Below are 20,783 nucleotides of genomic sequence, written 5' to 3'. Positions count from 1 at the left end.
CACGCTTGGGTAAGCCGCGCCATCGCCGGCCCGTGGGTTGGCGATCTTCCCGATGAACCTCTCGATTTATCCCGGCCAAATCCGAAAGACCTCGACACGCCGCATTGGCGTCACCAAATCGCCAGCCCGGGGGGCGGGCCGGCGATGGCGCGGCGGCCTTCGGCCTTGCTCCGCGCCCGGACAACGCTCAATCGAGGGTGGGCAATTTGCCCACCGATCGCGAGGGCAGACAAGAAAACGGGCCCGGCAGGGCCGGACCCGTTTCGCGAACACCTGAGGGAAGGGCGCTCAGATCGAGACCTCGCGGTTCTTCTGCGCCTTTTCCCAGGGCATGGCGTATTTCGCCAGCACCCCGACGCCGGTGTTCATCAGCACCGACAGCGTGATGATCGCCACCAGCGCCGCGAACACGCCCGCCGTATTGAACTGCGCCGAGGCATGCGAGAGCAGATAGCCCAGACCCCGGTTCGCCGCGATCATCTCGCCGACGATGGCGCCGATCATCGCGTAGGGCACCGAGAGCCGCAGCCCGGTAAAGACCCAGACGATGGCCGAGGGCACCACCACCTTGCGCAGCACATGGCGTTCGTTGGCACCCATCAGCTTGAGGATATTCACCAGCTCGGGGCTGACGCTGCGCACGCCGGTATAGGTGTTGAGGAAGACCAGAAAGAACACGATGGTCGCGGTCAGCAGCACCTTCATCTCCAGCCCGATGCCGAACCAGATGATGAAGAGCGGCGCCAGCGCGATCTTGGGGATGCTGTAGAACCCCATGATGAAAGGGTTCAGCAGCTCGGCCAGTTTCTCGGCGCGCCCCAGAAGAATGCCCAGCGTCATGCCGACGGCGGCGCCGAGCAGGAAGCCCGCGACCGCCTCCATGGCGGTGATGCCGGCGTGAAAGAAGATCCGCCCGTCCATCACCCAGTTCCAGAAGGTGGTGAAGATCAGCGAGGGTTTGCTGATGAGATAGGGCTCGATCAGCCGGCCGGAGGCGAATTCCCAGAGGCCGAGAATACCGGCGAGGATGGCGAGCCGTGCCAGGATGAGTTTCATGTCAGTGCTCCTCGGCAGAGATCGCGGGGGCCATTTCGTCCCAGAGCCGCGCGGTGAGATCGACGTAATCGCGGTTGTGGCGCAGGTGGAACAGGTCGCGGTCGGGCGGCAGCGGAATGTCCAGCACCTCGCGGATCGTGCCGGGGCGGCTGGTGAAGATCGCGCAGCGGTCGGCCAGCGCCACCGCCTCGTCGAGATCGTGGGTGACGAAGAGGATGGATTTTTTGAGCTGCGTCGCGATGCGCCGGACCTCGACCTGCATCTTCAGCCGCAACTGCGCGTCGAGCGCGGCGAAGGGCTCGTCGAAGAGCAGCGTTTCGGGATCGTAGGCCAGCAGCCGGGCGAGGGCGCAGCGCTTGCGCATGCCGCCCGAGAGCTCGTTGGGGTAATTGTCGCCGAACCCCTTGAGGCCCACGAGATCCAGCAGATCCTCGATCCGGTCGCGGATCTGCTTTTTCGACAGGCCGGCGATCTCCAGCGGCACCGCGATATTGCCGGCCACCGTGCGCCAGTGCAGCAGGTGGTCGCTCTGCGTCATGTAGCCGACCTTGCGGTTGAAGGCAGAGACCTTTTCACCGCGATAGGAGACCGCGCCGGAGGTCGGGGCAAAGATCCCGGCGGCCATGTTCAGAAGGGTGGACTTGCCGCAGCCCGAGGGGCCGACCAGGGTGATGAACTCGCCTTCATGGACGGTGAGGTTGATGTCGGTGACGGCTTGCAGGGCGCCGAAGGCCTTGCCGACATTCTCGTAGCGGATGATTTCCGGTCGCGTGGCGGGGTCCGGGGCCGCGGACACGGCGGCGAGGGCGGGGGATGTGGTCACGTCTCTCTCCCTGTGACATCTGGGGCGCGTCCGGCGGGATGGCCGGGCGGGCGCGGCTTTTCGGGGGGCCGCAAGTCGCCGGGTCCGGGCGGGCGCGGGAGGCGCACCGGGGCTTTCCGGACCCGGGAGGGGCCTATTGCAGGAAGGAGCCTTCGACGGTCGCGTCGTCGATCGGGTTTTCCTTTTCAAACGTGTTGGTGAATTCCACCACACGGTCGACCTGATCTTGGGTGATCTGGGTGCTTTCGGGCATCCCGGCGACCGCCTCGGCCCAGATCGAGTCAAAGAGGCTCTGCTCGGTCTGCGCGTAATAGGCATCGTGCACGCGCTGGCGGGCGATGTCGCTCTGTTCGGGGTCGTGCAGGATGTCGAGCGCCATCTGCATCGCGTCCTGCACCTTGGCGAGCGCCTCGGGGTGATCCTCGATCCAGTCGCGCTTGGCGCTGGCGACGATGTAGAGATAGCCGTCGAGCGACTCCACCTCACCGGCGCCGGTGTTGAAGGCAAAGATCGCGCCCTGATCGCGGATGGCGATCTGCGGGGTAGGGGCCGAGAGCGCGATGCCGTCGATCTGGCCCTGTTGCAGCGAGGCCTGATAGACGCCGATATCCGAACCGAGATAGACGATGGTCATGTCGCGATCGGGGTCGAGCCCGGCCTCTTCGGCAAAATAGCGGATGATGTGATCGCCGCCGCCGGGGCCGGAGGTGCCGATCTTGATGCCCTTGAGCGCGGCGAGCATCTCCTCATGCGAGGAGTCCGCCGTCAGGTTGTGCTCTTCCGCCCAGTCCTTGGAATAGACGATGCTGCTGCTGTACTGGGTCAGCACGGCGCCGATCATCACGTTGTCGAGCCCCTGCTTGCGCGAATAGAGCACGCCGGTGGCCGAGCCGATGCCGATATCGGCGCTGCCGCCGATCACCGCCGCCACGGTCTTGGAGCCGGAGCCGGTGCGGATCACCTCAAGATCGACGCCGGCCTCCTCGAAGGTGCCCATGGCGACCGCGGTAAAGAACGGCAGGAAGGCAAAGCTCTCCGTGGAATGGGCGATGCTGACCTTTTCCTGCGCCTGGGCGATCCCCGCCGTCGCAGTCAGCGCCAGAACGGCGATGGCTTTTTTGAAAATATGCAAGATTGTCTCCTCCTCTCTTGCCAGCTGCGGAGGGCACGACTCGAGATCCGGCATGCCGGATGCGGGTCTTTCCCCGCCCGGGCCGGCCTCTGCCTGGCCGCCCGCGATCTTCGTGATGGTCCTCCGCCACGCGCTACGCAAATGTCATACCATTTGGGGCGATGCGCGTGTGGTGCTGTTGTTTCCTCCTTGCGGCGCCCCGGGGTCTGTCGCGGTGCGAAATGGCCCGGAGCGGCCACTGAGGAGACATATTATCCAACTTGAACGATAAGTCCGGTCGTATTTTCTGACCCGAGGCGGCAGGAAATCCAACTTGCGACAAAGGCGCCGCGCGGCGGACACTCGCCGTGACACGGGCGCGCCCGAGGCGAGGAGGAGACGGCTATGGCACTCATGGAAAACGTGGATGAAACCGATCTGTCGCACCCGATTGGATGGGTGTTCGAGCAGCGCGCGCGGGTTGCCATCGCGGCGATGGAGCGGCGGCATTTCCGGGCGCAATACGCGCCGACCAAGGCAGCCGCGTTGCAGGCGATCCTCGATCTGATTCCCAACGATTCTTCGGTCTTTCGCACGGATTCGGTGACGCTCGACCAGCTCGGGTTTCTGCCGGCGCTGCGGGCGCGGGGCACGAACGAGATCATGTATCCGCAGGAGAAGGATGGGCAGGGCAACAACATCCATGGCGATTACGACGAGAACAAGGAGCTCTATTTCAAGCTTCAGCGCGATGTGTTCAGCGCCGATGTCTATGTGACCGGGGCCAATGCGATCACGCTCGGCGGCCAGATCATGAGCACCGATGGCGGCGGCAACCGGGTGGCGCCGATGATCTTCGGTCCGCGCAAGGTGATCCTGGTGGCGGGGGTGAACAAGCTGGTCGACGATCTCGACGCCGCGTTCCGGCGCATCCGGCAGTTCTGCGCGCCGGTCAACGTCAAGCGGCATCTCGATATGCACAACCGGCCCTGGTATGGCGGGCTGCCCTGCGCCGAAACCGGCGTATGCAGCGATTGCGATCATCCGCGCCGGATCTGCAACTATACCGCCATTCTGGAAAATTCGCTGCCGCGCGTGGCCGACCGGATCAATGTGATCCTGATCGGCGACAACCTGGGAATCTGAGCGCTCATGACGGCAGGGGAGGGGGTGCTGGGCGAGCTTGCGGGCTTTGTCGCGGCAGAGGCGCGCTGGCAGGATCCGGCGCTCATGCATCACGCGAAACGCGCGGTGATCGACTGGCTGGCGGCGATCTTTCCCGGCACGCGCTATGCGCCTTCGCCGCAGCTTGTTGCGGCGCTGGGGGATGAGCGGGGGCAGGGGCGCAGCGCGCTGGTGGGCATCGGCAGCACTGCCTTTGCGGCCTCGGCGGCCTGGATCAACGGCACCGCCTCGCATGCCGCAGAGCTCGACGATATCTATCGCGAGGCGGTCTATCACCCGGGCAGCCCGACGGTGGCCGCCGCCCTGGCGGTGGCGGAGGATCGCGGCGCTTCGGGGGCGGAGTTCCTGCGCGCCGTGGCGGCGGGGTACGAGGTGGCGGGACGGGTCGGTGCGGCGGTGCAGCCCGCGCATAGCCGGCTGTTCCACGCCACCGGGACGCTGGGCTGTCTCGGCGCGGCGACGGCGGCGGCGATGCTGCTGAGCCCGGGTAAGGCGGAGCAGATCGGCCATGCCATCGCCACGGCGGCGAGCTTTGCCTCGGGGCTACAGGAGGCGATCCGGGCGGAGACCATGACCAAACCGATCCATGCCGGCCACGCCGCCGCCGTGGGGGTGCGCGCCGCGCAGGCCGCCGCCGCCGGGGTCACCGGCGCCATGGCGATCCTCGACGGGCCGGTGGGCTTTGCCGTCGCGCTGGCGGGCGGCGAGGCAGACTGGAGCCGGGCGCGGCAGGGGCTGGGGGAGCGCTATGTGATCGCCAGCCCGACGCACAAGCTCTATGCCTGTTGCGGGCATCTCTTCCCGGTGCTCGACGCGGTGCTGGCGCTGCGGGCCGAGCACGGGATCGCGGCGGAGGAGGTCGTGGCGGTGGAGGTCACCACCTATCAGGCGGCGCTGGACGCCACCGCGCGCTTTGCGCCGCGCAGCGCCTATGAATGCAAGTTCAGCATGCCCTATGTCATCGCCCATGCGCTGGTTTACGGATCGGTGGGGATCGACGCGTTCGAGGCGGACAGGGTGCAGAGCCCGGAGCTGCGGGCGCTGATGGCGCGCTGCACGCTGAGCGGCGATCCGGAGATGTCGGCGGCCTTCCCTTCGCGGCGCCCGGCGCGGGTGCGCATCGTGCTCGCGGACGGGCGCGCGGTGGACCATGCGCTCTCGGTGCGCCGGGGCGATCCGGAGGCACCGCTGAGCGATGCGGAGCTGACGGAGAAATACCTCGGGCTCGCGGCGCCGGTGATCGGGGCCGCGCGGGCGCAGGGGCTGCTGGAGGCGGTCTGGCGGCTGGAGGAGACCGGGATAGAGGCGCTGGGGCTGGCGCAGATCGCCTGAGCCGCGAGGCTCAGCGCGCCGGCGGTGTCCAACCGGAATGCACCAGATTGATCACCTGCTCGAACTTGTCGCCACGGCAGGTCAGGTCGATATGCACCAGCGGCGCGTCGTCGATGGCGAAATAGGTCCGGCGCAGCACCAGCACGGGGCTGTATTCGTCGATGCCCAGCGTCGCGCGCGCCTCGGCATCGGGCAGGATGGCGGAGGTTCTCTGCTGCACCCGCACCGCCATTTGCCGACTGTAGCGCAGCACCAGGTCGATAAAGAAGGATTTGCCGATCTCTTCGCGCGGGATGCTCTCTTCGAGGGAGGGATCGCAATACATGTGCGAATAGCCGTAGGCGAAGCCGTCCTTCGAGAGCAGTCGGTGGATGTGATAGAGATCGCGATCCGCGCCGATGCCGAGCAGCTCGGCCATGTCCGGGCGTTCGGAGGCGGGGATCGGGCGGGCGGACATGGTGACCACCTCGTCGAGCCGGAACTCGCCGGTCAGATCCGACAGCGAACCGATGGCCCAGTAGGCGTTGCGCCCGTCGCGCAGGATGCGGGTGCCGCTGCCGGCCTGACGCACAAGCAGCCCGTCATTGACCAGATGCTGAAGCGCCACGCGCACCGTCGGGCGGCTGACGCCGAATTCCTCGGCCAGCCTGACCTCCGGCGGCAACGAGTCGCCCTCGTATTCCTCGGCGATGATCCTGCGACGGATCTCTTCGGCGATCCTGCGATGCGCTGGTGTCGATCTGGCCAAACCGTGTCTTTTCCGATGCTACCAATACCGCGATCCCGGCGGACCGGAAGCAGCGCCCTTGGTGGCGGATCGGTCTGGCGGGGTCAAGGCCTCCGGGCAGACGCGACGTTGGGTTTTATGGTATATTGACGGTCTTTATCCCTGGTCGGTGCGCGCTGCGGCGTCCGGGCCCTGGCGCGGGCCGCTCAGTTGTCCATGGTCTCGGCGACTTCGGCGGCGATCTCCTGCATGACGGGGAGGTACTCGTCGAGCCCCTCGCCGCGCTGGAGGACGTGGGTCAGCAGCATGATCCCGAAGGCGCCATAGGTCTCCTCGCGGCCCCGGATCGGCACGCTGGCGCCCCAGAGCACGCCGTCATGCTGCTCTTTGTAGTAGGCCCGGTCGCTGATGGCATAGCCCTGCTGGCGCACCGTCTCCAGCACCCGCAGCACCTCGTCGCGGTCCTGCGCGCGCCTGTCCCAGATGCTGGGCGAGGGCTGGCTGGCGAGATGGTCGAGGATGGTGTCGCGCTCGGCATCGGTGACGGCGGAGAGATAGGCGAGCCCGGACGAGGTGGTCAGCATCGGGAAGCGGTAGCCCGGCACCCGGTTGACGATCAGCCCGCGCGGCTTGCGGATCGCCTCGACGATCACCATGGCGTCGCCGTCGAAGGCGGCGAAGGTCATCGGCCAGGTGATCGTCTTGCGGTATTTCTCCATCACCAGCCCGCCGACGCGGCCCAGCTCGCGATGGCGGTCATAGCCGTTGGTGAGCTGGGTCACCTTGCGGGTGACCTCGTAGCTCGGGCCGTCCTCGGTGCGGTGGACATAGCCCTCGGTGATCAGCGTCTCGAGCAGCCGGACGATGGTGGCCTTGTCGATCCCGGTATCCTCGTGGATCATCGCGATTGTCGCCAGCTTGCGCAGGCTGACCGAGCGCAGCACCGCAAGCGCGCGTTCCACGGCGACAACCTGTCTGTAAGACGCCATTCGTAGAGCCTCGTTCCGGTTTGTGTGAGTTTGCGGAGGGGCCGCAACCGGTGTGCCGCTCCGCTATCGGAAATTCTGCACTGCCCCGGAATGGCCGATAAAGCAAGCGTCAGAGCCTTGTGTCAGGGGGCGATGCGCCGCGCGTCGGAAAAAACGACGCTGTGGAAACCGCAGGTGACGCGCTTGGCACGGGCTTTGCGAAGTGGCATTTCACAACTTGGGAGAGGAGCCGCCGGAGGAGCCGGGATCCTTTTTCCCGAGCGGCGCGCCACGGAAGCCCGGAGGCGGCCATGGCACAAGGGAAGGACGTTCGCGAGATGACGGAAGGCAAGCAGAAAACCTGGCTGATCACCGGCGCTGACAAGGGGCTGGGCTTTCAGACCGCGCGCACTGCGCTGGAGCGGGGGGACAATGTCGTCGTGACTGTCCTCGCGGCGGACGGTGTCCACGATCTGGCCGCGGACTATCCCGACCGGCTGCGCGCTTTTCATCTCGATGCCCGCGATCAGGCCAGGGTCGGCACCGTGGTGGCGCGCGCGGTCGAGGCCTTCGGGCGCATCGACGTGCTGGTGAACAATGCGGGCTACGGGCTGGTGGCGCTGGCCGAGGCCACGGGCGCCGACAAGTATCGCCCGCTTTTTGAGGTGAATTTCTTCGGTCTGGTCGAGATCACCCGCGCGGTGCTGCCGATCATGCGCAAGCAGCGCTCGGGCCATGTGATCAACCTGTCGTCCTATGCGGGGTTCATCGGCACGCCGGGTTTCGGCTTTTACGCGGCGACGAAATTCGCGGTCGAGGGTTACTCGGAATCGCTCTCGCGCGAGGTCAAGCATCTGGGCATCAACGTGACGGTGATCGAGCCGGGCGGCTTCCGCAGCGACTTCGCCGGCGCCTCGCTGGATCAGAACATCGACACGCTGGGCGAGGATTACGCCCCCGTCGCCGAGACCGTCGCCGATTACAGCGCGCGGCGTCATGGCAAGCAGCCGAACGATCCGGAGCTCTTCGGGCAGGCGCTTTGCGCGGTGGCCGATGCCGAGGAGCCGCCCTTCCGCCTGCCGCTGGGTCGCGATGCGCATGCCGCCATCCTCAAGGATATCGAGGAGGTGACCGACGAGCTGGAGCGCTGGAAGGAGCTGTCCTTCTCGACGCATCGCCCGCTCTGACGCGGGCGCAGGGCAGGGGGCGCTGACAGGGAGGAGAATGGAATGAGTGTGCAGGCCAATGAACAGACGAGAGGATCGCAGCGAAAGGGCGTTTCGCTGCGGTTCAGTCAGGAGGGCATCGTCTTTCTGCTGACGATGCTGATGTTCGTGGGGTTCTCGATCCTGCTGCCGAACTTCCTGACCTCGGGCAATGTCATCGCGCTGATGCGCAGCGTTTCGGTGCTGGGCATGCTGGCGCTGGGGATGAGCCTTGTCGTGATCGGGCGGGGCGTCGACCTGACCATGGTCTCGACGCTGGTCGTCGGCGTGGTCTGGGCGGTGAAGATGGCCAATGACGGCATGCCCTTCGGGCAGGCGCTGTTTTATGGCGGGCTGCTGGTTGCGGGTTTCGGGATGGTCGTCGGGCTGATCGTGGCATTCGCCGAGATCCCGCCGATCTTTACCACGCTGGCGATGGCGCCGGTGATCTTCGGCATCGGCAATCCGTTCCTCTTCAAGCAGGACACCCACAATGCGCCCCAGGGCGTGACCTGGCTCAACGAGCTGGGTTTCGGCGCGAGCTTCGGCATTCCCAACACCATCCTCGTCTTTGCGGCGGTGGCGCTCGTGATGCATCTGATCCTGCGCTACACGCGCTTTGGCCGCTCGATCTATGCCATGGGCGACAACCCGGCGGCGGCGCGGCTGAGCGGGCTGCCGGTGCGTCCGATCACCGTGGCGCAATACATGATGACGGCGCTGGTGGCCTATCTGGTGGGGATCGTCATCCTCGGCTCGAATTCGGGCATTAACTCGCGGCTGGCTTATACGACGCTGGTCTATGACGTGCTGCTTGTGGTGGTGCTGGGCGGCATCGGCCTGTCCGGCGGGCGCGGCGGGGTGCGCAACGTGATCGTGGGCACGCTGTTCGTTGGCACATTGCTCAGCGGCATGACGATCCTCAACCTGTCGCTGACCGCGCAGAACTTCATCAAGAGCCTGGTGATGCTGCTGGCGCTCATCGCCGACACGGTGGCCAATCCGCGCGACGAACAGACCTCGCAGCAGGGCGATATCTGACGCGGCGGGGAAGCGGACTTTTTCATTCAACGGGAGGTAAGGAATGAAACTCAAACATCTCATGGCCGGCGCGCTGGCGCTGGCATCCGTCGCGGGGGGCGTGGCCGCCCAGCAGGAGCTGAGCAACGCCTCGCGCGACAGCTACCTGAGCGCGGTCGAGGGCAAGCGGGTCGTCTATATCCCGATGAGCATGACCACCGATCTGGTGCTGACCTGGAACGCTTTCCTGCAACGGCAGGCGGATGAGCTGGGCTATACGGTCGATGTGCGCGATCCGAACTGGAGCGCCGAGGCCGGCGCCCGCGCGCTGACCCAGGCGATTGGCGAGCGCCCCGACCTGATCGTGCTGCAAAACCCCGATGTGCAGGCCTATGCGCGGCTGATCCAGCGCGCCACCAAGGCCGGCATCAAGGTCATTCAGCTCAACATGGAATCCCTGACCCAGTCCGACGCCTATGTCGGCGCCGACTGGTATGGCGTCGGCCAGACCGCCGGCGAGGCCATTGCCGCGCGCTGTGGCGCCGATGGTGCATCGTCGAACAAGGTGGCCGTGGTGACCGGCGTGCCCACCGCGCCTGTCGACCTCTTCCAGATGAGCGGCTTTCGCGCCGCGCTGGAGGAGGCCGGCGGCGGTATCGAGATCGTCTCGGAGCAATCCGCCGGCTACGACCCCAGCAAGGCGCGCGCGATCACCTCGTCGGTGCTGCAACAGAACCCCGACCTCTGCGCCGTCTTCGGCATCTGGGACGGGCAGGATGCGGGCATCGGCGCCGCGGTGAAAGAGGCGGGCATGGCCGAGCAGGTCTTTGTCGTCTCCTCGGGCGGCGGCGCGCAGACCTCCTGCGACCGGGTGGCCGATGGCAGCTTTGACATGTTCATCGAATACGACGCGCGGATGCAGGGCCAGGCGCTGAACACGCTGGTCGCCTCGATGCTGCAAAGCGACCGCGAGGCCGGCTCGGAGCAGCTTGTCTATTACGGCCCGAACTACGTGGTGACCAAGGACAGCCTGACTCCGGCCTCCTGCTTCACCGTCGACGAAGACCAGTAAGACTGGCGAAAGGAAGGCCCGCATGTCCGCCGCCGACACCCTCGTTCAGCTTCGCTATCGTTTCCTGCCCGATCATGTGGTCGGGGAGGTGCTGTCGAAGCGCTGGACCGACAACGCGATCCCGTTCATTGCCCTGCTGCTGACGCTGGCCGTGTTCGGCAGCGTCAATCCCGGCATGTTCACCGCCTTTGGCATGTATGACCTTGCCGGTCAGATCGCCGAGTTCGGGTTGCTGGCCATCGCGCTGACGCTGGTGATGATCTCCGGCGGGATCGACCTGTCGATCGGCTCGGTCTTTGCGCTCTGCGCGATGACGGTGCTGACGGCGCTCAACGTCTACAACCTGCCGCTGCCGGTGGCGGTGTTGATCACGCTGGGTGTGGGTGCGGTCTGCGGCGCGATCAACGGCGTGCTGATCGGCTATCTGCGGCTGCGGGCCTTCCTGACCACCCTCGTGACGCTGGTCATGTTCCGCTCCATCTACGAAATGGTGCTGCCGAAATTCGCCACCCAGATCGTGCTGGGCATGCCGGATTCGGTGGTCTGGGACGAGCTGGGCTTCGGCTCCTTCCTGGGGCTGCCCTATGCGTTCTTCCTCTCGGCGCTGATCGCGCTGATCTGGCATGTGGTGCTGTCGCGCTCGCGGCCCGGCTGGCACATCGCCGCCGTGGGCGGGGCGCGGCGCTCGGCGCATAACGCCGGCATCAATGTGCGGCTGGTGGTCTGCCTGACCTACGTGTTCTGCGGCATGATGGTGGCCGTTGCCGCGACGCTCTTTGCCGCGCGGCTGACCAGCGTGGGCACCGATACCGGGCTGGGGATGGAGATCTCGGTGCTGACGGCGGTGATCCTCGGCGGCACGACGCTGGGCGGCGGGCGCGGCTCGGTCGCCAAGGCGCTGATCGGCTCGGTGATCGTGCTGATCCTGACCAACGGGCTGCTGCAACTGGGCGTCATCGGCACCGTCTCGGCGCTGATCCTCGGTGTGGTGCTGCTGCTCGCGGTGTGGCTGGATGTGCGCTGGGTCAAGAACCGGCAGAAGCTCATCGACAGCTCGTATGTCTCGCCTGCCTATATCAAGCTGACCGAGAGCGTGAACGCGGCCGAGAACCCGGTCTATGCGGTCAACGACAAGCTGCGCGATGTGCAGACCATCGGTCTGGGCGAGGTCGAAGGCCCCGAGGATGTGGCGGTAGACCGCGCCGGCAATATCTATTCCGGCTCGCGCCATGGCGAGATTCACCGCTGGCTGGCGCCGGATTTCAAGCAGCACGAGATTTTCGCCCATATCGGTGGCGGCACCTTCGGGATGAATTTCGACAAGGACGACAACCTCGTGGTCTGCGTCGGCGGCATGGGGCTCTATATGGTGACGCCCGAGCGCGAGGTGGTGAAGCTGACGGACGAGACCAGCCGCAGCCTGACCTCGGTGATCGACGACAGCCGGATCCGGCTGGCCGACGATCTGGATATCGCGCCGGACGGGCGGGTGTTCTTCTCCGAGGCGTCGATCCGCTACACGGTGCATGACTGGCCGGTGGACATGATCGAGAGCCGCGGCAACGGGCGGATCATCTGCTACGATCCGCGCGACAAATCCACGAAAACGGTGCTGAAGAACCGCATCTTCCCCAACGGGATCGTCTGCCTGCCGGACGGCGAGTCGCTGCTCTTCAACGAGACCTGGGCCTGCCGCGTCTGCCGCTACTGGTACGATGGCAAGAAGAAGGGGCAGGTGGAGATCGTGCTCGATGGGCTGCCAGGCTATCCCGACAATATCAACCGCGCCAGCGACGGCAATTACTGGGTCTGCCTTGTGGGCATGCGCGGCCCGGCGCTCGATATGATGATGACGCGCCCCGGCCTGCGCCGCCGGATGACCCGGCGTATCGCGCCGGCGAACTGGATCTATCCCAACATCAACACCGGCTGCATCATCAAGATCAGCGCGACCGGCGAGGTGCTGGAATCGCTCTGGGACAAGGGCGGGGTCAATCACCCGATGGTCACCTCCTGCAAGGAGCATGAGGGTCATCTTGTCATCGGCGGCGTTAGCAACAACCGCGTGGGCCGCTGGAAGATCCCCGGCGCCGATCCGACCTGGTCGAGCCCGGTCGATTACTGGGGGGCGAAACAATGATCGCAGCCTTTCGCAACCGCATCGACGCCTTTCTCGGGCGCGGCGCGCACAGCACCTCGGTGCCGGTGATGGACGGGCCGCTCCAGCCCAACCACGCGCTCGATCATGCCGAGCTGTTCCTGAATGCCGAGGGGGTGGACAACCTCGTCGACCTGGGCGGTGCCCTTGGCTTCTCCTCCGGCGCGCGGTTGATGCGCGCCGCCGGGGGCACCGCGGAAGAAATCGCCAGCTTCGAGGCCGATATCGCCTGTCTGGCAAGCGACGGCGCCGGGGCGCTGGCTGTCGGGCTCGACGGGGCGGGCATCGTGCTGCAAGGCGGTGCGCATGACGGTCGGCGCATCGAGGCCCTGGGCGGGGCAAAGCTCATCTGCCCCACGGCGGCGCTGTTTCTCGACCCCGATACGCTGATTGTGGCGGTGGGGTCAGAGCAGCATGCCCGCACCGAGTGGAAACGCGACCTGATGGCGCTGGGGCAGAGCGGCAGCGTCTGGCGCGTGGATCTCGGTTCCGGATCCGAAGACTGTCTGGCCCGGGGGATGGGCTTTCCCTACGGGCTGGCGGCTGATGGCGACGGGATCGTGGTCAGCGAAGCCTGGCGGCACCGCCTCGTGCGGCTGGGCAAGAGCGGGGCGGGCGCGGTCACGCCGGTTCTGGCCAATCTCCCTGGCTATCCGGCGCGGCTCGCGCCCGCTCACGGCTCCGGCTACTGGATGGCGGTCTTTGCGCCGCGCAACCAGCTTGTGGAATTCGTGCTGCGCGAAACCCGCTTCCGTCAGGACATGACCGCGCAGGTGGCGCCGGAGTTCTGGATCGCCCCGGCGCTCAGCTCGGGCGACAGTTACCGCGAGCCGTTGCAGGGCGGTGCGGTGAAACAGATGGGCATCCTGAAACCCTGGGCGCCGGTCTGGTCCTATGGGCTGGTGGTGCGGCTGGATGCCGACTTCCAGCCGGTGGCGAGCTGGCACAGCCGCGCCGATGGCAAGCGCCACGGCGTCACCTCGGTCTGCGAACATGGCGGGCGGCTGGCGGTCGCGGCGAAGGGGCCGGGGGAGCTTCTGCTGATGGACGAGGTCACGATCACCGGGGAGGTCGTCTGATGGATACGGTTCTGGAGCTGAAGGGCGCCACCAAGGATTTCCGCGGCGTCTATGCCATTCGCGACATCGACCTCAAGCTCGGGCGCGGCGAGGTGCATGCCATCCTCGGCGAGAACGGCGCCGGCAAATCGACGCTGATGAAGTCGCTCGCGGGCGTGCATCAGCTCAGCGCCGGAGAGATCTATCTCGACGGTCGGTCGGTCACCTTTTCCTCGCCCTCGGACGCGCTCAAGCAGGGCATCGCCATGGTGTTTCAGGAGACCAACCTGGTGGGCTCCATGACCGTGGCGCAGAACATCTATCTCGGCGAGGAGAAATTCCTCAACCGGCTGCGCGGGCTCAATATCCGCGCCCAGACCTATCTGCTGTCGATGAATTTCGACGTGGAGCCGACGGCGCTGGTCAGCTCGCTGGGCGCAGCGCAACGCCAGATGGTCGAGGTGGCGCGCGCCACGCATCATGACGCCAAGGTCATCATCTTCGACGAGCCCACCGCGACGCTGACGCCCGAGGAGAAGCATCATTTCTTCGGGCTGGTGAAACGGCTGAAGGCCAGGGGCGCGTCGATCCTGTTCATTACCCACGCGCTGGAAGAGGCGCTGACCCATTCCGACCGGCTGACGGTGCTGCGCGATGGCCAGAAGGTGGCCGAGGGCGCGGTGTCGGACTTCACCCGCGACACGGTGATTCAGGCGATGGTGGGGCGCGGGCTGTCGGACGAGCTGTATGGCGCGCGCAAGGGGGTGGAGCTGCCGATCCGCACCTCGCGCAGCAAGATCCTCAGCGTCGACAACCTGTCGATGGGCAAGGTGGTGCGCAACTCTTCCTTCTCGATCTATGACGGGCAGGTCACGGGCATGTTCGGGCTGATCGGCTCGGGCCGGACAGAGACGATGAAGATCGTCTGCGGCGCGCTGAAGCGGAACGTCTTTCACGGCGGCGAGGTGCGGCTGAACGGCAAGCCGGTGCGCTACCGCGTGCCGCGCCCGGCGATGCGCGACGGCATCGTCTATGTCACCGAGGACCGCAAGCTCGACGGGTTCTTCGAAACCATGTCGATCCGCGACAATATCATGGTGGGCAAGCTGGCGGCGGGCTCGAACCCGGCCTCGGTCGTGTCGATGTCGCAGGCGCAGGATCTGGCGGAGGAGTGGACGAAGGCGCTGGATATCCGCGCGATCAACCCGTCCTCCAAGGTGATCGAGCTGTCGGGCGGCAACCAGCAGAAGGTGGTGATCGCGAAATCGCTGGTGCAGAAACCCCGGCTTGTGGTCTTCGACGAACCGACGCGCGGGGTGGATGTGGGCTCTATCGTGGAGATTCACACCCTGATCAACAAGCTGGCGGATGAGGGGATCGCGGTGGTGTTGATCTCCTCCTATCTGCCGGAGATCCTGTCGCTGTCGGACCGCATCCTTGTCGCGCGTCAGGGACAGATCGTGGAGGAGATGAGCGCAGCGGAGGCGACCGAGCAAAGCATCATGTACGCGGCGGTGCATTGATCCTCTGCGGATATGTATGACTTTGGCATGTATTTTGCGTCTTGACCGACAAGCCCGCCCCAAAGGGGCGGTTTGGTGAAATTCAGGGCCGCAATCGCATGTTCGCGGGGCGGCCCAACGACCGGAGGAGTGTCGCATGAAGGGCGTTGTCATTTTGGGGCAGGGCGAGCTGGAGATCCGGGAGTTTCCCGATCCCGAGCCGGGGCCGGACGAGATCGTCATCACCATGAAGGCCTCGGGCATGTGCGGCACCGACCTGCACCACCTGCGCGAGCCCTGCCGGCGGACCGAGGACAAGATCTTTATCGAGGGGCACGAACCCTGCGGCGTGGTCTCGGCGGTGGGCGAGGCGGTGCATCCGCAGGAGGCGAGCGTCGGCGACCGGGTGATGATCCACCATTACGACGGCTGCCGGGTCTGCCAGTATTGCCGCTCGGGCTGGACCCAGCTTTGCCCCAACGCCAAGGTGATCTATGGCGGGCCGAACGGCCACGGCGCGCATGCGCAGTTCATGAAGGTGCCGGCGCATACGGCGATCCAGATGCCGGACGGGCTGTCCTTCAAGGCCGGCGCGGCGATTTCCTGCGGGGCAGGCACGGCCTATGGCGCGGTGAAGCGCGTGGATCTCTGCGGCGACGACACGGTTGCGATTTTCGGGCAGGGGCCGGTGGGGCTTGCCGCGACGATCCTTGCCAAGGAATTCGGCGCGCGGGTGATCGCGCTGGATATCGGCGAGGAACGCTTGCAGATGGCGAAGAATTTCGGCGCCGATTTCACCGTCAACCCGCTCAAGGAAGACCCGGTAGAGGCGATCCGCGCGCTGACCATTCGGGGCGAGGGCGCGACGAAATCCCTCGAATGCAGCTCCAACCCGGATGCACGGCGGCAGGCCATTCAATGCGTCAAGCGCTGGGGCACCGCCTGCATGGTCGGCGCCTATGGCGATATCTCCTTCAGCACGCAGGAGATCATCCAGCTTCAGAAAACCGTGCTGGGCTCGCTGACCTTCTCCAAGAACATGATGGACGACTGCGCCCAATGGGTGGTGCAGCGCGGCATCGACCTCGAAAAGCTCTTTACCCATGAATTCCGGCTCGATCAGGCGCATGAGGCCTATGAGCTGTTCGACCAGCAAAAGATCGGCAAGGGCGTGTTCGTCTTCGACTGACGCGCGCCAGGAAGGATCAGGAGACGACATGAGACATTACGGAAAATTCTATATCGACGGCGCCTGGGTCGACCCGATCGAGAGCCGCCCCTTCGAGCTGGTGAACCCGGCGACCGAAGAGGTCTATGCCACCGTGGCGCTCGGCTCGCCGGCGGATGTCGACCGCGCGGTCGCCGCCGCGCGCCGGGTGTTCCCGAGCTTCAGCGAGATGACCAAGGCCGAGCGGATCGAGCTGCTGGAGACCATCATCGGGGTCTATCAGAAGCGCGAAGACGACATCATGGCGGCGCTCACCGAAGAGATGGGCGCGCCGGTCTCGCTCCGGGCGCAGGTGGGCGCGGGGCTCGCCTCTATGAAACAGGCGGTGACCTCGCTCAGGGATTACGAGTTCGAGGTGCAGGAGGGCATCAATATCATCCGCCACGAGCCCATCGGCGTGGCCGGCCTCATCACGCCATGGAACTGGCCGGTGCAGCTTGCCTGCAACAAGCTCTCCTCGGCCTTTGCCGCCGGTTGCCCGGTGGTGCTGAAACCCTCGGAATTCACCCCCGTCAGCTCGCTGTTGCTGGCCGAGGTGGCGGACGAGGCGGGGGTGCCCGCCGGGGCCTTCAATCTGGTGAACGGCGACGGGCCCGGCGTCGGCAACGCGATCTCGGCGCATGAGGATATCGACGTGGTGTCCTTCACCGGCTCGACCCGCGCGGGCGTTCTGGTGGCGGCGGCGGCGGCGCCCTCGGTCAAGCGCGTGGCGCAGGAGCTGGGCGGCAAATCGGCCAATATCATCCTGCCCGATGCCGATCTGAAGGCGGCGGCGGATTACAACGTCAAACGCGGCTATTCCAATAGCGGCCAGTCCTGCCATTCGCCGACGCGGATCCTGGTGCAAGAGGATCATCTCGAAGAGGTGCTGGGCTATCTCGCCGACGCGGTGGCGACGCTGAAAGTGGGCGATCCCAACGACCCGGAGACGACCCATGGCCCGGTGGTGAACCGCGCGCAATACGAGCGCATCCAGGGCTATATCCAGTCGGCCATCGACGAGGGCGCGCGGCTGGTCTGCGGCGGTCCGGGCCGCCCCGAGGGGCTCGACAAGGGGTTCTATATCCAGCCGACGATCTTTTCGGTGACCACCGAGAACACCATCGCCAATGAAGAGATCTTTGGCATGGTCACCTCGGTCATCACCTACAAGACCGTGGAAGAGGCCATCGCCATCGCCAATGACACCAGCTACGGGCTGGGCGGCTATGTCTTCGGCAAGGACCGCGAGCGCGCGCTCGATGTCTGCCGCAAGATCCGTGCGGGCCGGGTGTTCTATGACGGCGCGGCGGCGAATACGGCGGCGCCGATGGGCGGCTACAAGAAATCCGGCAATGGCCGCGAGATGGGCGCCTACGGGATGGAGGAATATCTCGAGGTCAAGGCGATCATCGGGTTCTGAGACAGGACGGCCCGGCCGGGAGATCCGGCCGGGCCTTTTGCATCGCAGCAGGGCAGGGGGGCCATGGCATGGCAGATCGGAACAGCAATGCGGGGATCTACGAAGCGGTGCCGCAATTCGGGCGGCTGCGCGACGAGGTGCTTTATAACGATGTCTGGAAACAGCCCGAGCTCAGCCCTCGCGACCGCAGCCTTGTGACCTGCGCGGTGCTGGCGGCGCTCGGCAAGAACGAGGAGCTGCGCCATCACATGGGCGTCGCGGTCGAAAACGGCGTCACCGCCGACGAGCTGCGCGGGCTCGTGGTGCAGGTGGCCTTCTACGGCGGCTGGCCCTGCGGTGTGAACGCGGCCAAGGCCGGGATGCCGATTTTCGAAAAAGAGACCGGCTGAGCGGCGGCGCGTCAGGCGCGTGTCTCGACCCGAGGACACAATGTGTGCGACAGGCGCGCAGAAACGCCCGGCGCCGCTGTTGCGCGCCGCGATCCGGTCGGTGGGATATCGGGTGAGAAAGAGCCCGCCATGCCCGGTATCGCCCAGGGGGCAGATACGGAGCGGGCGGTATCGGCGCAGGGCCGTGCCAGATCCAGAGGGAGGCGGATCTTACCCTGCATCGCGTGCCACGGCCGGACGGCCGCAGCGGCAAACTCAGATGTGCTGGGATTTCCCGAACGGTGCGCGCTTGAACAGGGCGCGGACCGACTGGCCAAAACCACGCAGGGCCGAGGCGACAGCCTGGCTGCGTTCGAGTTTGGCGGCGCGCACCAGTTGTGCAGTTGCAGCATCGGTATATTCGGACGTCATAATCTTTCCTTTCAGCAAGATAGAGGGAAGTTAGTGCATCTCTGGGGGGATCAGTAGACCGCTTGTCGGCAAGCCCGCTTTGCAGTTGCAGCATGGCTTGGACTGGCGTTTTCACCACATTCGGGCGCCAATGCCGTCATTGGCATAGCTTTTGCGATCATCACAGCGAAGTCGGTAAGAAATTGTTTCCGAAGGTTCAGGGGGAGGCGCCCCAATCCCATTCGGAACACGCACATGCAGGGAGGGGAAGCATGGCATTGCTTGAGCGGATACTGGGGGTGGCGGCCCGGTTGCTGGTATGGGCCGCCGGGGCGTTTCTGCTCGCGATGGCGCTGCATGTCTGTCTCGACGTCGCGATGAAGTATTTCCTAAACAAGCCGATCCCCGGCACCGCCGAGATCGTCGCGCGCTATTATATGCTGGCCGCGGTGTTCCTGCCGCTGGCCTTTGTCGAGCTGCGCAACAGCGGCATCGCGGTGGATCTGTTCTACAACATGTTCGCGCCGCGCTGGCGGCGGGCGATGGTGGCGCTGTCCTATGTCGGGCAGATGAGTTTCTTTTCTCTGCTGGCCTATCAGTCGTCGCTGGACGCGCTGAAATCCTATGACAAGCAGGAATATATCGACGGCCAGATCGTGGTGTATATCTGGCCCGCGACCTTCTTCCTTCCCATCGGGCTCTGGCTCGTGGCGGCGATGAGCCTGCTGCGCCTCGCCCAGACGCTGATCCGCAGCGACTGGGAGGTCGTGACCACCCATAGCGTGCCGCTCGATGGCGGCCAGACCGGCAAGGAGGCGCTCTGATGGACCGGCTGGAAATCGGCATTGCGGGCATCGTCGTCGCGCTGATCCTGATCGCGCTGCGCATGCAGGTGGGGGTGGTGCTGGGCATCGTCGCCTTCGGCGGCATCGCGGCGATCACCAATATGGGCGCGGCCTGGGGCATCCTCACCGCGATTCCGGCCAATTTCATCGCGCAATGGAGCCTCAGCGCCGTGCCGATGTTCCTGCTGATGGGCTATATCGCGGCGCAGGCGGGGCTGACCAACGGGCTTTTCGCCAGCGCGCGCATCGTGCTGGGGCGGGTGCCGGGCGGGCTGGCCTCGGCGACCGTAGTGGCCTCGGCGCTCTTTGCCTCGGCCAGCGGATCGAGCGTCGCCACCGCCGCCGCCTTCTCGCGCATCGCGGTGCCGGAGATGCTGAAATCCAACTACAAATCCTCGCTCGCCACCGGCTCGGTCGCGGCGGCGGGGACGCTGGGCTCGCTCATTCCGCCGAGCATTCTGCTGATCCTCTACGGTATCTTCACAGATACCTCGATCGGCGCGCTGTTCGTCGCCGGTGTGGTGCCGGGGGTGCTCTCGGCGGTGGCCTATATCACCATGATCACCCTCCGCTCCTATCTTGACCCGACGCTGGCGCCGGTCAACGACACCACCCATACGCGCGAGGAGAAATGGGCGGCGCTGCGGGATATCTGGCCGCTGCCGGCGCTGATCCTCGGCGTGCTGGGGGGCATCTTTACCGGGATCTTCTCGCCCACAGAGGCGGGCGCCATCGGCGCGGGGCTGGCGGTGCTGATTGCGCTGCTGCGCCGTTCGCTCAGCCGCAAGGCGGTGATCCGCGCGGTGATCGAGACCGCCGAGGGCACCGCCTCGATCTTTATCATCGCCATCGGGGCGACGATGTTCGCGGTGTTCATGGGGCTGTCGTCGCTGCCCAACGCGCTGTCGGGGCTGATGCTCGACCATGTGGATTCGACCATCGCCATCATCGTGATGATCGCGCTGCTTTACGTGCTGCTGGGCATGTTCGTCGACAGCGTGTCGATCATGCTGCTGACCATCCCGATCATCCAGCCGATCCTGAACGGGCTGGGCGTGGATATGGTCTGGTTCGGCATCATCGCCATCAAGCTGCTGGAGATCGGCATGATCACCCCGCCGGTGGGGCTGAACGTCTACGTGATCCGCAGCGCGCTGGGGTCGGCGGTCTCGCTGGTCGATGTGTTCCGCGGCGCCGCCTGGTTCATCCTGACCGATCTGGTGACGCTGACCCTGCTGATCCTGTTCCCGATCATCACGCTGTTTTTGCCCGGGATCATGAAGTGACGACACCGCTTTCGATGCTCAACTCA

19 protein-coding genes are annotated in these 20,783 nt (G+C 65.7%); 13 read left to right on the top strand and 6 right to left on the bottom strand.

Going from position 1 to position 20,783, the window contains the following annotated elements; all coding sequences use genetic code 11:
- Positions 1–288: 288 nt before the first annotated feature.
- From Ga0080574_RS24695 to Ga0080574_RS26670, 3 genes are all read right to left on the bottom strand, one after another.
- On the bottom strand, positions 289–1,056 hold the full coding sequence (locus tag Ga0080574_RS24695) for an ABC transporter permease (protein ID WP_076706200.1): 768 nt from the start codon (positions 1,054–1,056) through the stop codon (positions 289–291).
- A 1-nt stretch (position 1,057) separates the two neighbouring features.
- Complete coding sequence (locus tag Ga0080574_RS24690; RefSeq protein ID WP_076706282.1) at positions 1,058–1,816, bottom strand: ABC transporter ATP-binding protein; 759 nt, start codon at positions 1,814–1,816, stop codon at positions 1,058–1,060.
- Between the two features lie 196 nt (positions 1,817–2,012).
- On the bottom strand, positions 2,013–3,011 hold the full coding sequence (locus Ga0080574_RS26670; protein WP_076706199.1) for an ABC transporter substrate-binding protein: 999 nt from the start codon (positions 3,009–3,011) through the stop codon (positions 2,013–2,015).
- A 384-nt stretch (positions 3,012–3,395) separates the two neighbouring features.
- Between Ga0080574_RS26670 and Ga0080574_RS24680 the strand changes: the two genes are divergently transcribed.
- Both Ga0080574_RS24680 and Ga0080574_RS24675 read left to right on the top strand, forming a co-directional pair.
- A complete protein-coding gene (locus tag Ga0080574_RS24680) occupies positions 3,396–4,136 on the top strand; it encodes a lactate utilization protein (protein WP_083716994.1) in 741 nt (246 codons plus the stop codon).
- A gap of 6 nt (positions 4,137–4,142) precedes the next feature.
- Complete coding sequence (locus tag Ga0080574_RS24675) at positions 4,143–5,507, top strand: MmgE/PrpD family protein (RefSeq protein ID WP_076706198.1); 1,365 nt, start codon at positions 4,143–4,145, stop codon at positions 5,505–5,507.
- 10 nt (positions 5,508–5,517) lie between these two features.
- Here Ga0080574_RS24675 and Ga0080574_RS24670 read toward each other — a convergent pair whose 3' ends face one another.
- Both Ga0080574_RS24670 and Ga0080574_RS24665 read right to left on the bottom strand, forming a co-directional pair.
- Positions 5,518–6,255, bottom strand: a complete 738-nt coding sequence (locus Ga0080574_RS24670; RefSeq protein WP_076706197.1) for a GntR family transcriptional regulator — start codon at positions 6,253–6,255, stop codon at positions 5,518–5,520.
- Between the two features lie 185 nt (positions 6,256–6,440).
- Positions 6,441–7,223: an IclR family transcriptional regulator domain-containing protein gene (locus Ga0080574_RS24665; RefSeq protein ID WP_076706196.1), complete on the bottom strand. Its 783-nt coding sequence runs from the start codon at positions 7,221–7,223 to the stop codon at positions 6,441–6,443.
- A gap of 290 nt (positions 7,224–7,513) precedes the next feature.
- Here Ga0080574_RS24665 and Ga0080574_RS24660 point away from each other — a divergent pair, with 290 nt between their 5' ends.
- The 9 genes from Ga0080574_RS24660 to Ga0080574_RS24620 all read left to right on the top strand — a co-directional run bounded on the left by Ga0080574_RS24660 (position 7,514) and on the right by Ga0080574_RS24620 (position 18,236).
- Complete coding sequence (locus tag Ga0080574_RS24660; protein WP_083716993.1) at positions 7,514–8,389, top strand: oxidoreductase; 876 nt, start codon at positions 7,514–7,516, stop codon at positions 8,387–8,389.
- 42 nt (positions 8,390–8,431) lie between these two features.
- Positions 8,432–9,448 (top strand): ABC transporter permease, encoded by a 1,017-nt coding sequence (locus Ga0080574_RS24655; protein ID WP_076706194.1) that lies wholly within the window; start codon positions 8,432–8,434, stop codon positions 9,446–9,448.
- A gap of 43 nt (positions 9,449–9,491) precedes the next feature.
- Entirely contained in the window at positions 9,492–10,499 is a 1,008-nt protein-coding gene (locus Ga0080574_RS24650) for a sugar ABC transporter substrate-binding protein (protein WP_076706193.1), read from the top strand.
- A gap of 22 nt (positions 10,500–10,521) precedes the next feature.
- Positions 10,522–12,639 (top strand): ABC transporter permease, encoded by a 2,118-nt coding sequence (locus Ga0080574_RS24645; RefSeq protein ID WP_076706192.1) that lies wholly within the window; start codon positions 10,522–10,524, stop codon positions 12,637–12,639.
- A complete protein-coding gene (locus Ga0080574_RS24640; RefSeq protein ID WP_076706191.1) occupies positions 12,636–13,736 on the top strand; it encodes an SMP-30/gluconolactonase/LRE family protein in 1,101 nt (366 codons plus the stop codon). The genes Ga0080574_RS24645 and Ga0080574_RS24640 overlap by 4 nt, the downstream gene beginning before the upstream one ends.
- Positions 13,736–15,238, top strand: coding sequence for a sugar ABC transporter ATP-binding protein (locus Ga0080574_RS24635; protein WP_076706190.1), 1,503 nt, complete (start codon positions 13,736–13,738; stop codon positions 15,236–15,238). Before Ga0080574_RS24640 ends, Ga0080574_RS24635 begins: the two co-directional genes overlap by 1 nt.
- 136 nt (positions 15,239–15,374) lie before the next feature.
- The gene (locus tag Ga0080574_RS24630) at positions 15,375–16,406 is read left to right on the top strand and encodes a zinc-dependent alcohol dehydrogenase family protein (RefSeq protein WP_076706189.1); all 1,032 of its coding nucleotides are present in this window, start codon (positions 15,375–15,377) and stop codon (positions 16,404–16,406) included.
- A gap of 28 nt (positions 16,407–16,434) precedes the next feature.
- A complete protein-coding gene (locus Ga0080574_RS24625) occupies positions 16,435–17,847 on the top strand; it encodes an aldehyde dehydrogenase family protein (RefSeq protein WP_076706188.1) in 1,413 nt (470 codons plus the stop codon).
- Positions 17,848–17,915: 68 nt separating this feature from the next.
- Entirely contained in the window at positions 17,916–18,236 is a 321-nt protein-coding gene (locus tag Ga0080574_RS24620; RefSeq protein ID WP_076706187.1) for a carboxymuconolactone decarboxylase family protein, read from the top strand.
- 255 nt (positions 18,237–18,491) lie between these two features.
- Here the strand turns inward: Ga0080574_RS24620 and Ga0080574_RS26110 are convergent, their stop codons facing one another.
- Positions 18,492–18,647, bottom strand: coding sequence for an RSP_7527 family protein (locus Ga0080574_RS26110; protein ID WP_156876479.1), 156 nt, complete (start codon positions 18,645–18,647; stop codon positions 18,492–18,494).
- 251 nt (positions 18,648–18,898) lie between these two features.
- Between Ga0080574_RS26110 and Ga0080574_RS24615 the strand changes: the two genes are divergently transcribed.
- Both Ga0080574_RS24615 and Ga0080574_RS24610 read left to right on the top strand, forming a co-directional pair.
- Positions 18,899–19,450, top strand: coding sequence for a TRAP transporter small permease (locus tag Ga0080574_RS24615; RefSeq protein WP_076706186.1), 552 nt, complete (start codon positions 18,899–18,901; stop codon positions 19,448–19,450).
- On the top strand, positions 19,450–20,757 hold the full coding sequence (locus Ga0080574_RS24610) for a TRAP transporter large permease (protein ID WP_076706185.1): 1,308 nt from the start codon (positions 19,450–19,452) through the stop codon (positions 20,755–20,757). The genes Ga0080574_RS24615 and Ga0080574_RS24610 overlap by 1 nt, the downstream gene beginning before the upstream one ends.
- Positions 20,758–20,783 lie beyond the last annotated feature (26 nt).

The organism is Salipiger abyssi (assembly GCF_001975705.1).
GTDB lineage: Bacteria > Pseudomonadota > Alphaproteobacteria > Rhodobacterales > Rhodobacteraceae > Salipiger > Salipiger abyssi.
Note: the sequence above shows the minus strand (reverse complement) of the source record. Positions and strands in the feature narration are given on the sequence as shown.

What these genes read in the sequence shown, in the direction of transcription:
- Ga0080574_RS24655 (WP_076706194.1), top strand. Translation starts at nt 8,432, where the DNA reads ATGAGTGTGCAGGCCAATGAACAGACGAGAGGATCGCAGCGAAAGGGC.
- Ga0080574_RS24610 (WP_076706185.1), top strand. Translation starts at nt 19,450, where the DNA reads ATGGACCGGCTGGAAATCGGCATTGCGGGCATCGTCGTCGCGCTGATC.
- Ga0080574_RS26110 (WP_156876479.1), bottom strand. Translation starts at nt 18,647, where the DNA reads ATGACGTCCGAATATACCGATGCTGCAACTGCACAACTGGTGCGCGCC.
- Ga0080574_RS24695 (WP_076706200.1), bottom strand. Translation starts at nt 1,056, where the DNA reads ATGAAACTCATCCTGGCACGGCTCGCCATCCTCGCCGGTATTCTCGGC.
- Ga0080574_RS24625 (WP_076706188.1), top strand. Translation starts at nt 16,435, where the DNA reads ATGAGACATTACGGAAAATTCTATATCGACGGCGCCTGGGTCGACCCG.
- Ga0080574_RS24615 (WP_076706186.1), top strand. Translation starts at nt 18,899, where the DNA reads ATGGCATTGCTTGAGCGGATACTGGGGGTGGCGGCCCGGTTGCTGGTA.
- Ga0080574_RS24665 (WP_076706196.1), bottom strand. Translation starts at nt 7,223, where the DNA reads ATGGCGTCTTACAGACAGGTTGTCGCCGTGGAACGCGCGCTTGCGGTG.
- Ga0080574_RS24675 (WP_076706198.1), top strand. Translation starts at nt 4,143, where the DNA reads ATGACGGCAGGGGAGGGGGTGCTGGGCGAGCTTGCGGGCTTTGTCGCG.
- Ga0080574_RS24635 (WP_076706190.1), top strand. Translation starts at nt 13,736, where the DNA reads ATGGATACGGTTCTGGAGCTGAAGGGCGCCACCAAGGATTTCCGCGGC.
- Ga0080574_RS24645 (WP_076706192.1), top strand. Translation starts at nt 10,522, where the DNA reads ATGTCCGCCGCCGACACCCTCGTTCAGCTTCGCTATCGTTTCCTGCCC.
- Ga0080574_RS24630 (WP_076706189.1), top strand. Translation starts at nt 15,375, where the DNA reads ATGAAGGGCGTTGTCATTTTGGGGCAGGGCGAGCTGGAGATCCGGGAG.
- Ga0080574_RS24680 (WP_083716994.1), top strand. Translation starts at nt 3,396, where the DNA reads ATGGCACTCATGGAAAACGTGGATGAAACCGATCTGTCGCACCCGATT.
- Ga0080574_RS24620 (WP_076706187.1), top strand. Translation starts at nt 17,916, where the DNA reads ATGGCAGATCGGAACAGCAATGCGGGGATCTACGAAGCGGTGCCGCAA.
- Ga0080574_RS24640 (WP_076706191.1), top strand. Translation starts at nt 12,636, where the DNA reads ATGATCGCAGCCTTTCGCAACCGCATCGACGCCTTTCTCGGGCGCGGC.
- Ga0080574_RS24650 (WP_076706193.1), top strand. Translation starts at nt 9,492, where the DNA reads ATGAAACTCAAACATCTCATGGCCGGCGCGCTGGCGCTGGCATCCGTC.
- Ga0080574_RS24660 (WP_083716993.1), top strand. Translation starts at nt 7,514, where the DNA reads ATGGCACAAGGGAAGGACGTTCGCGAGATGACGGAAGGCAAGCAGAAA.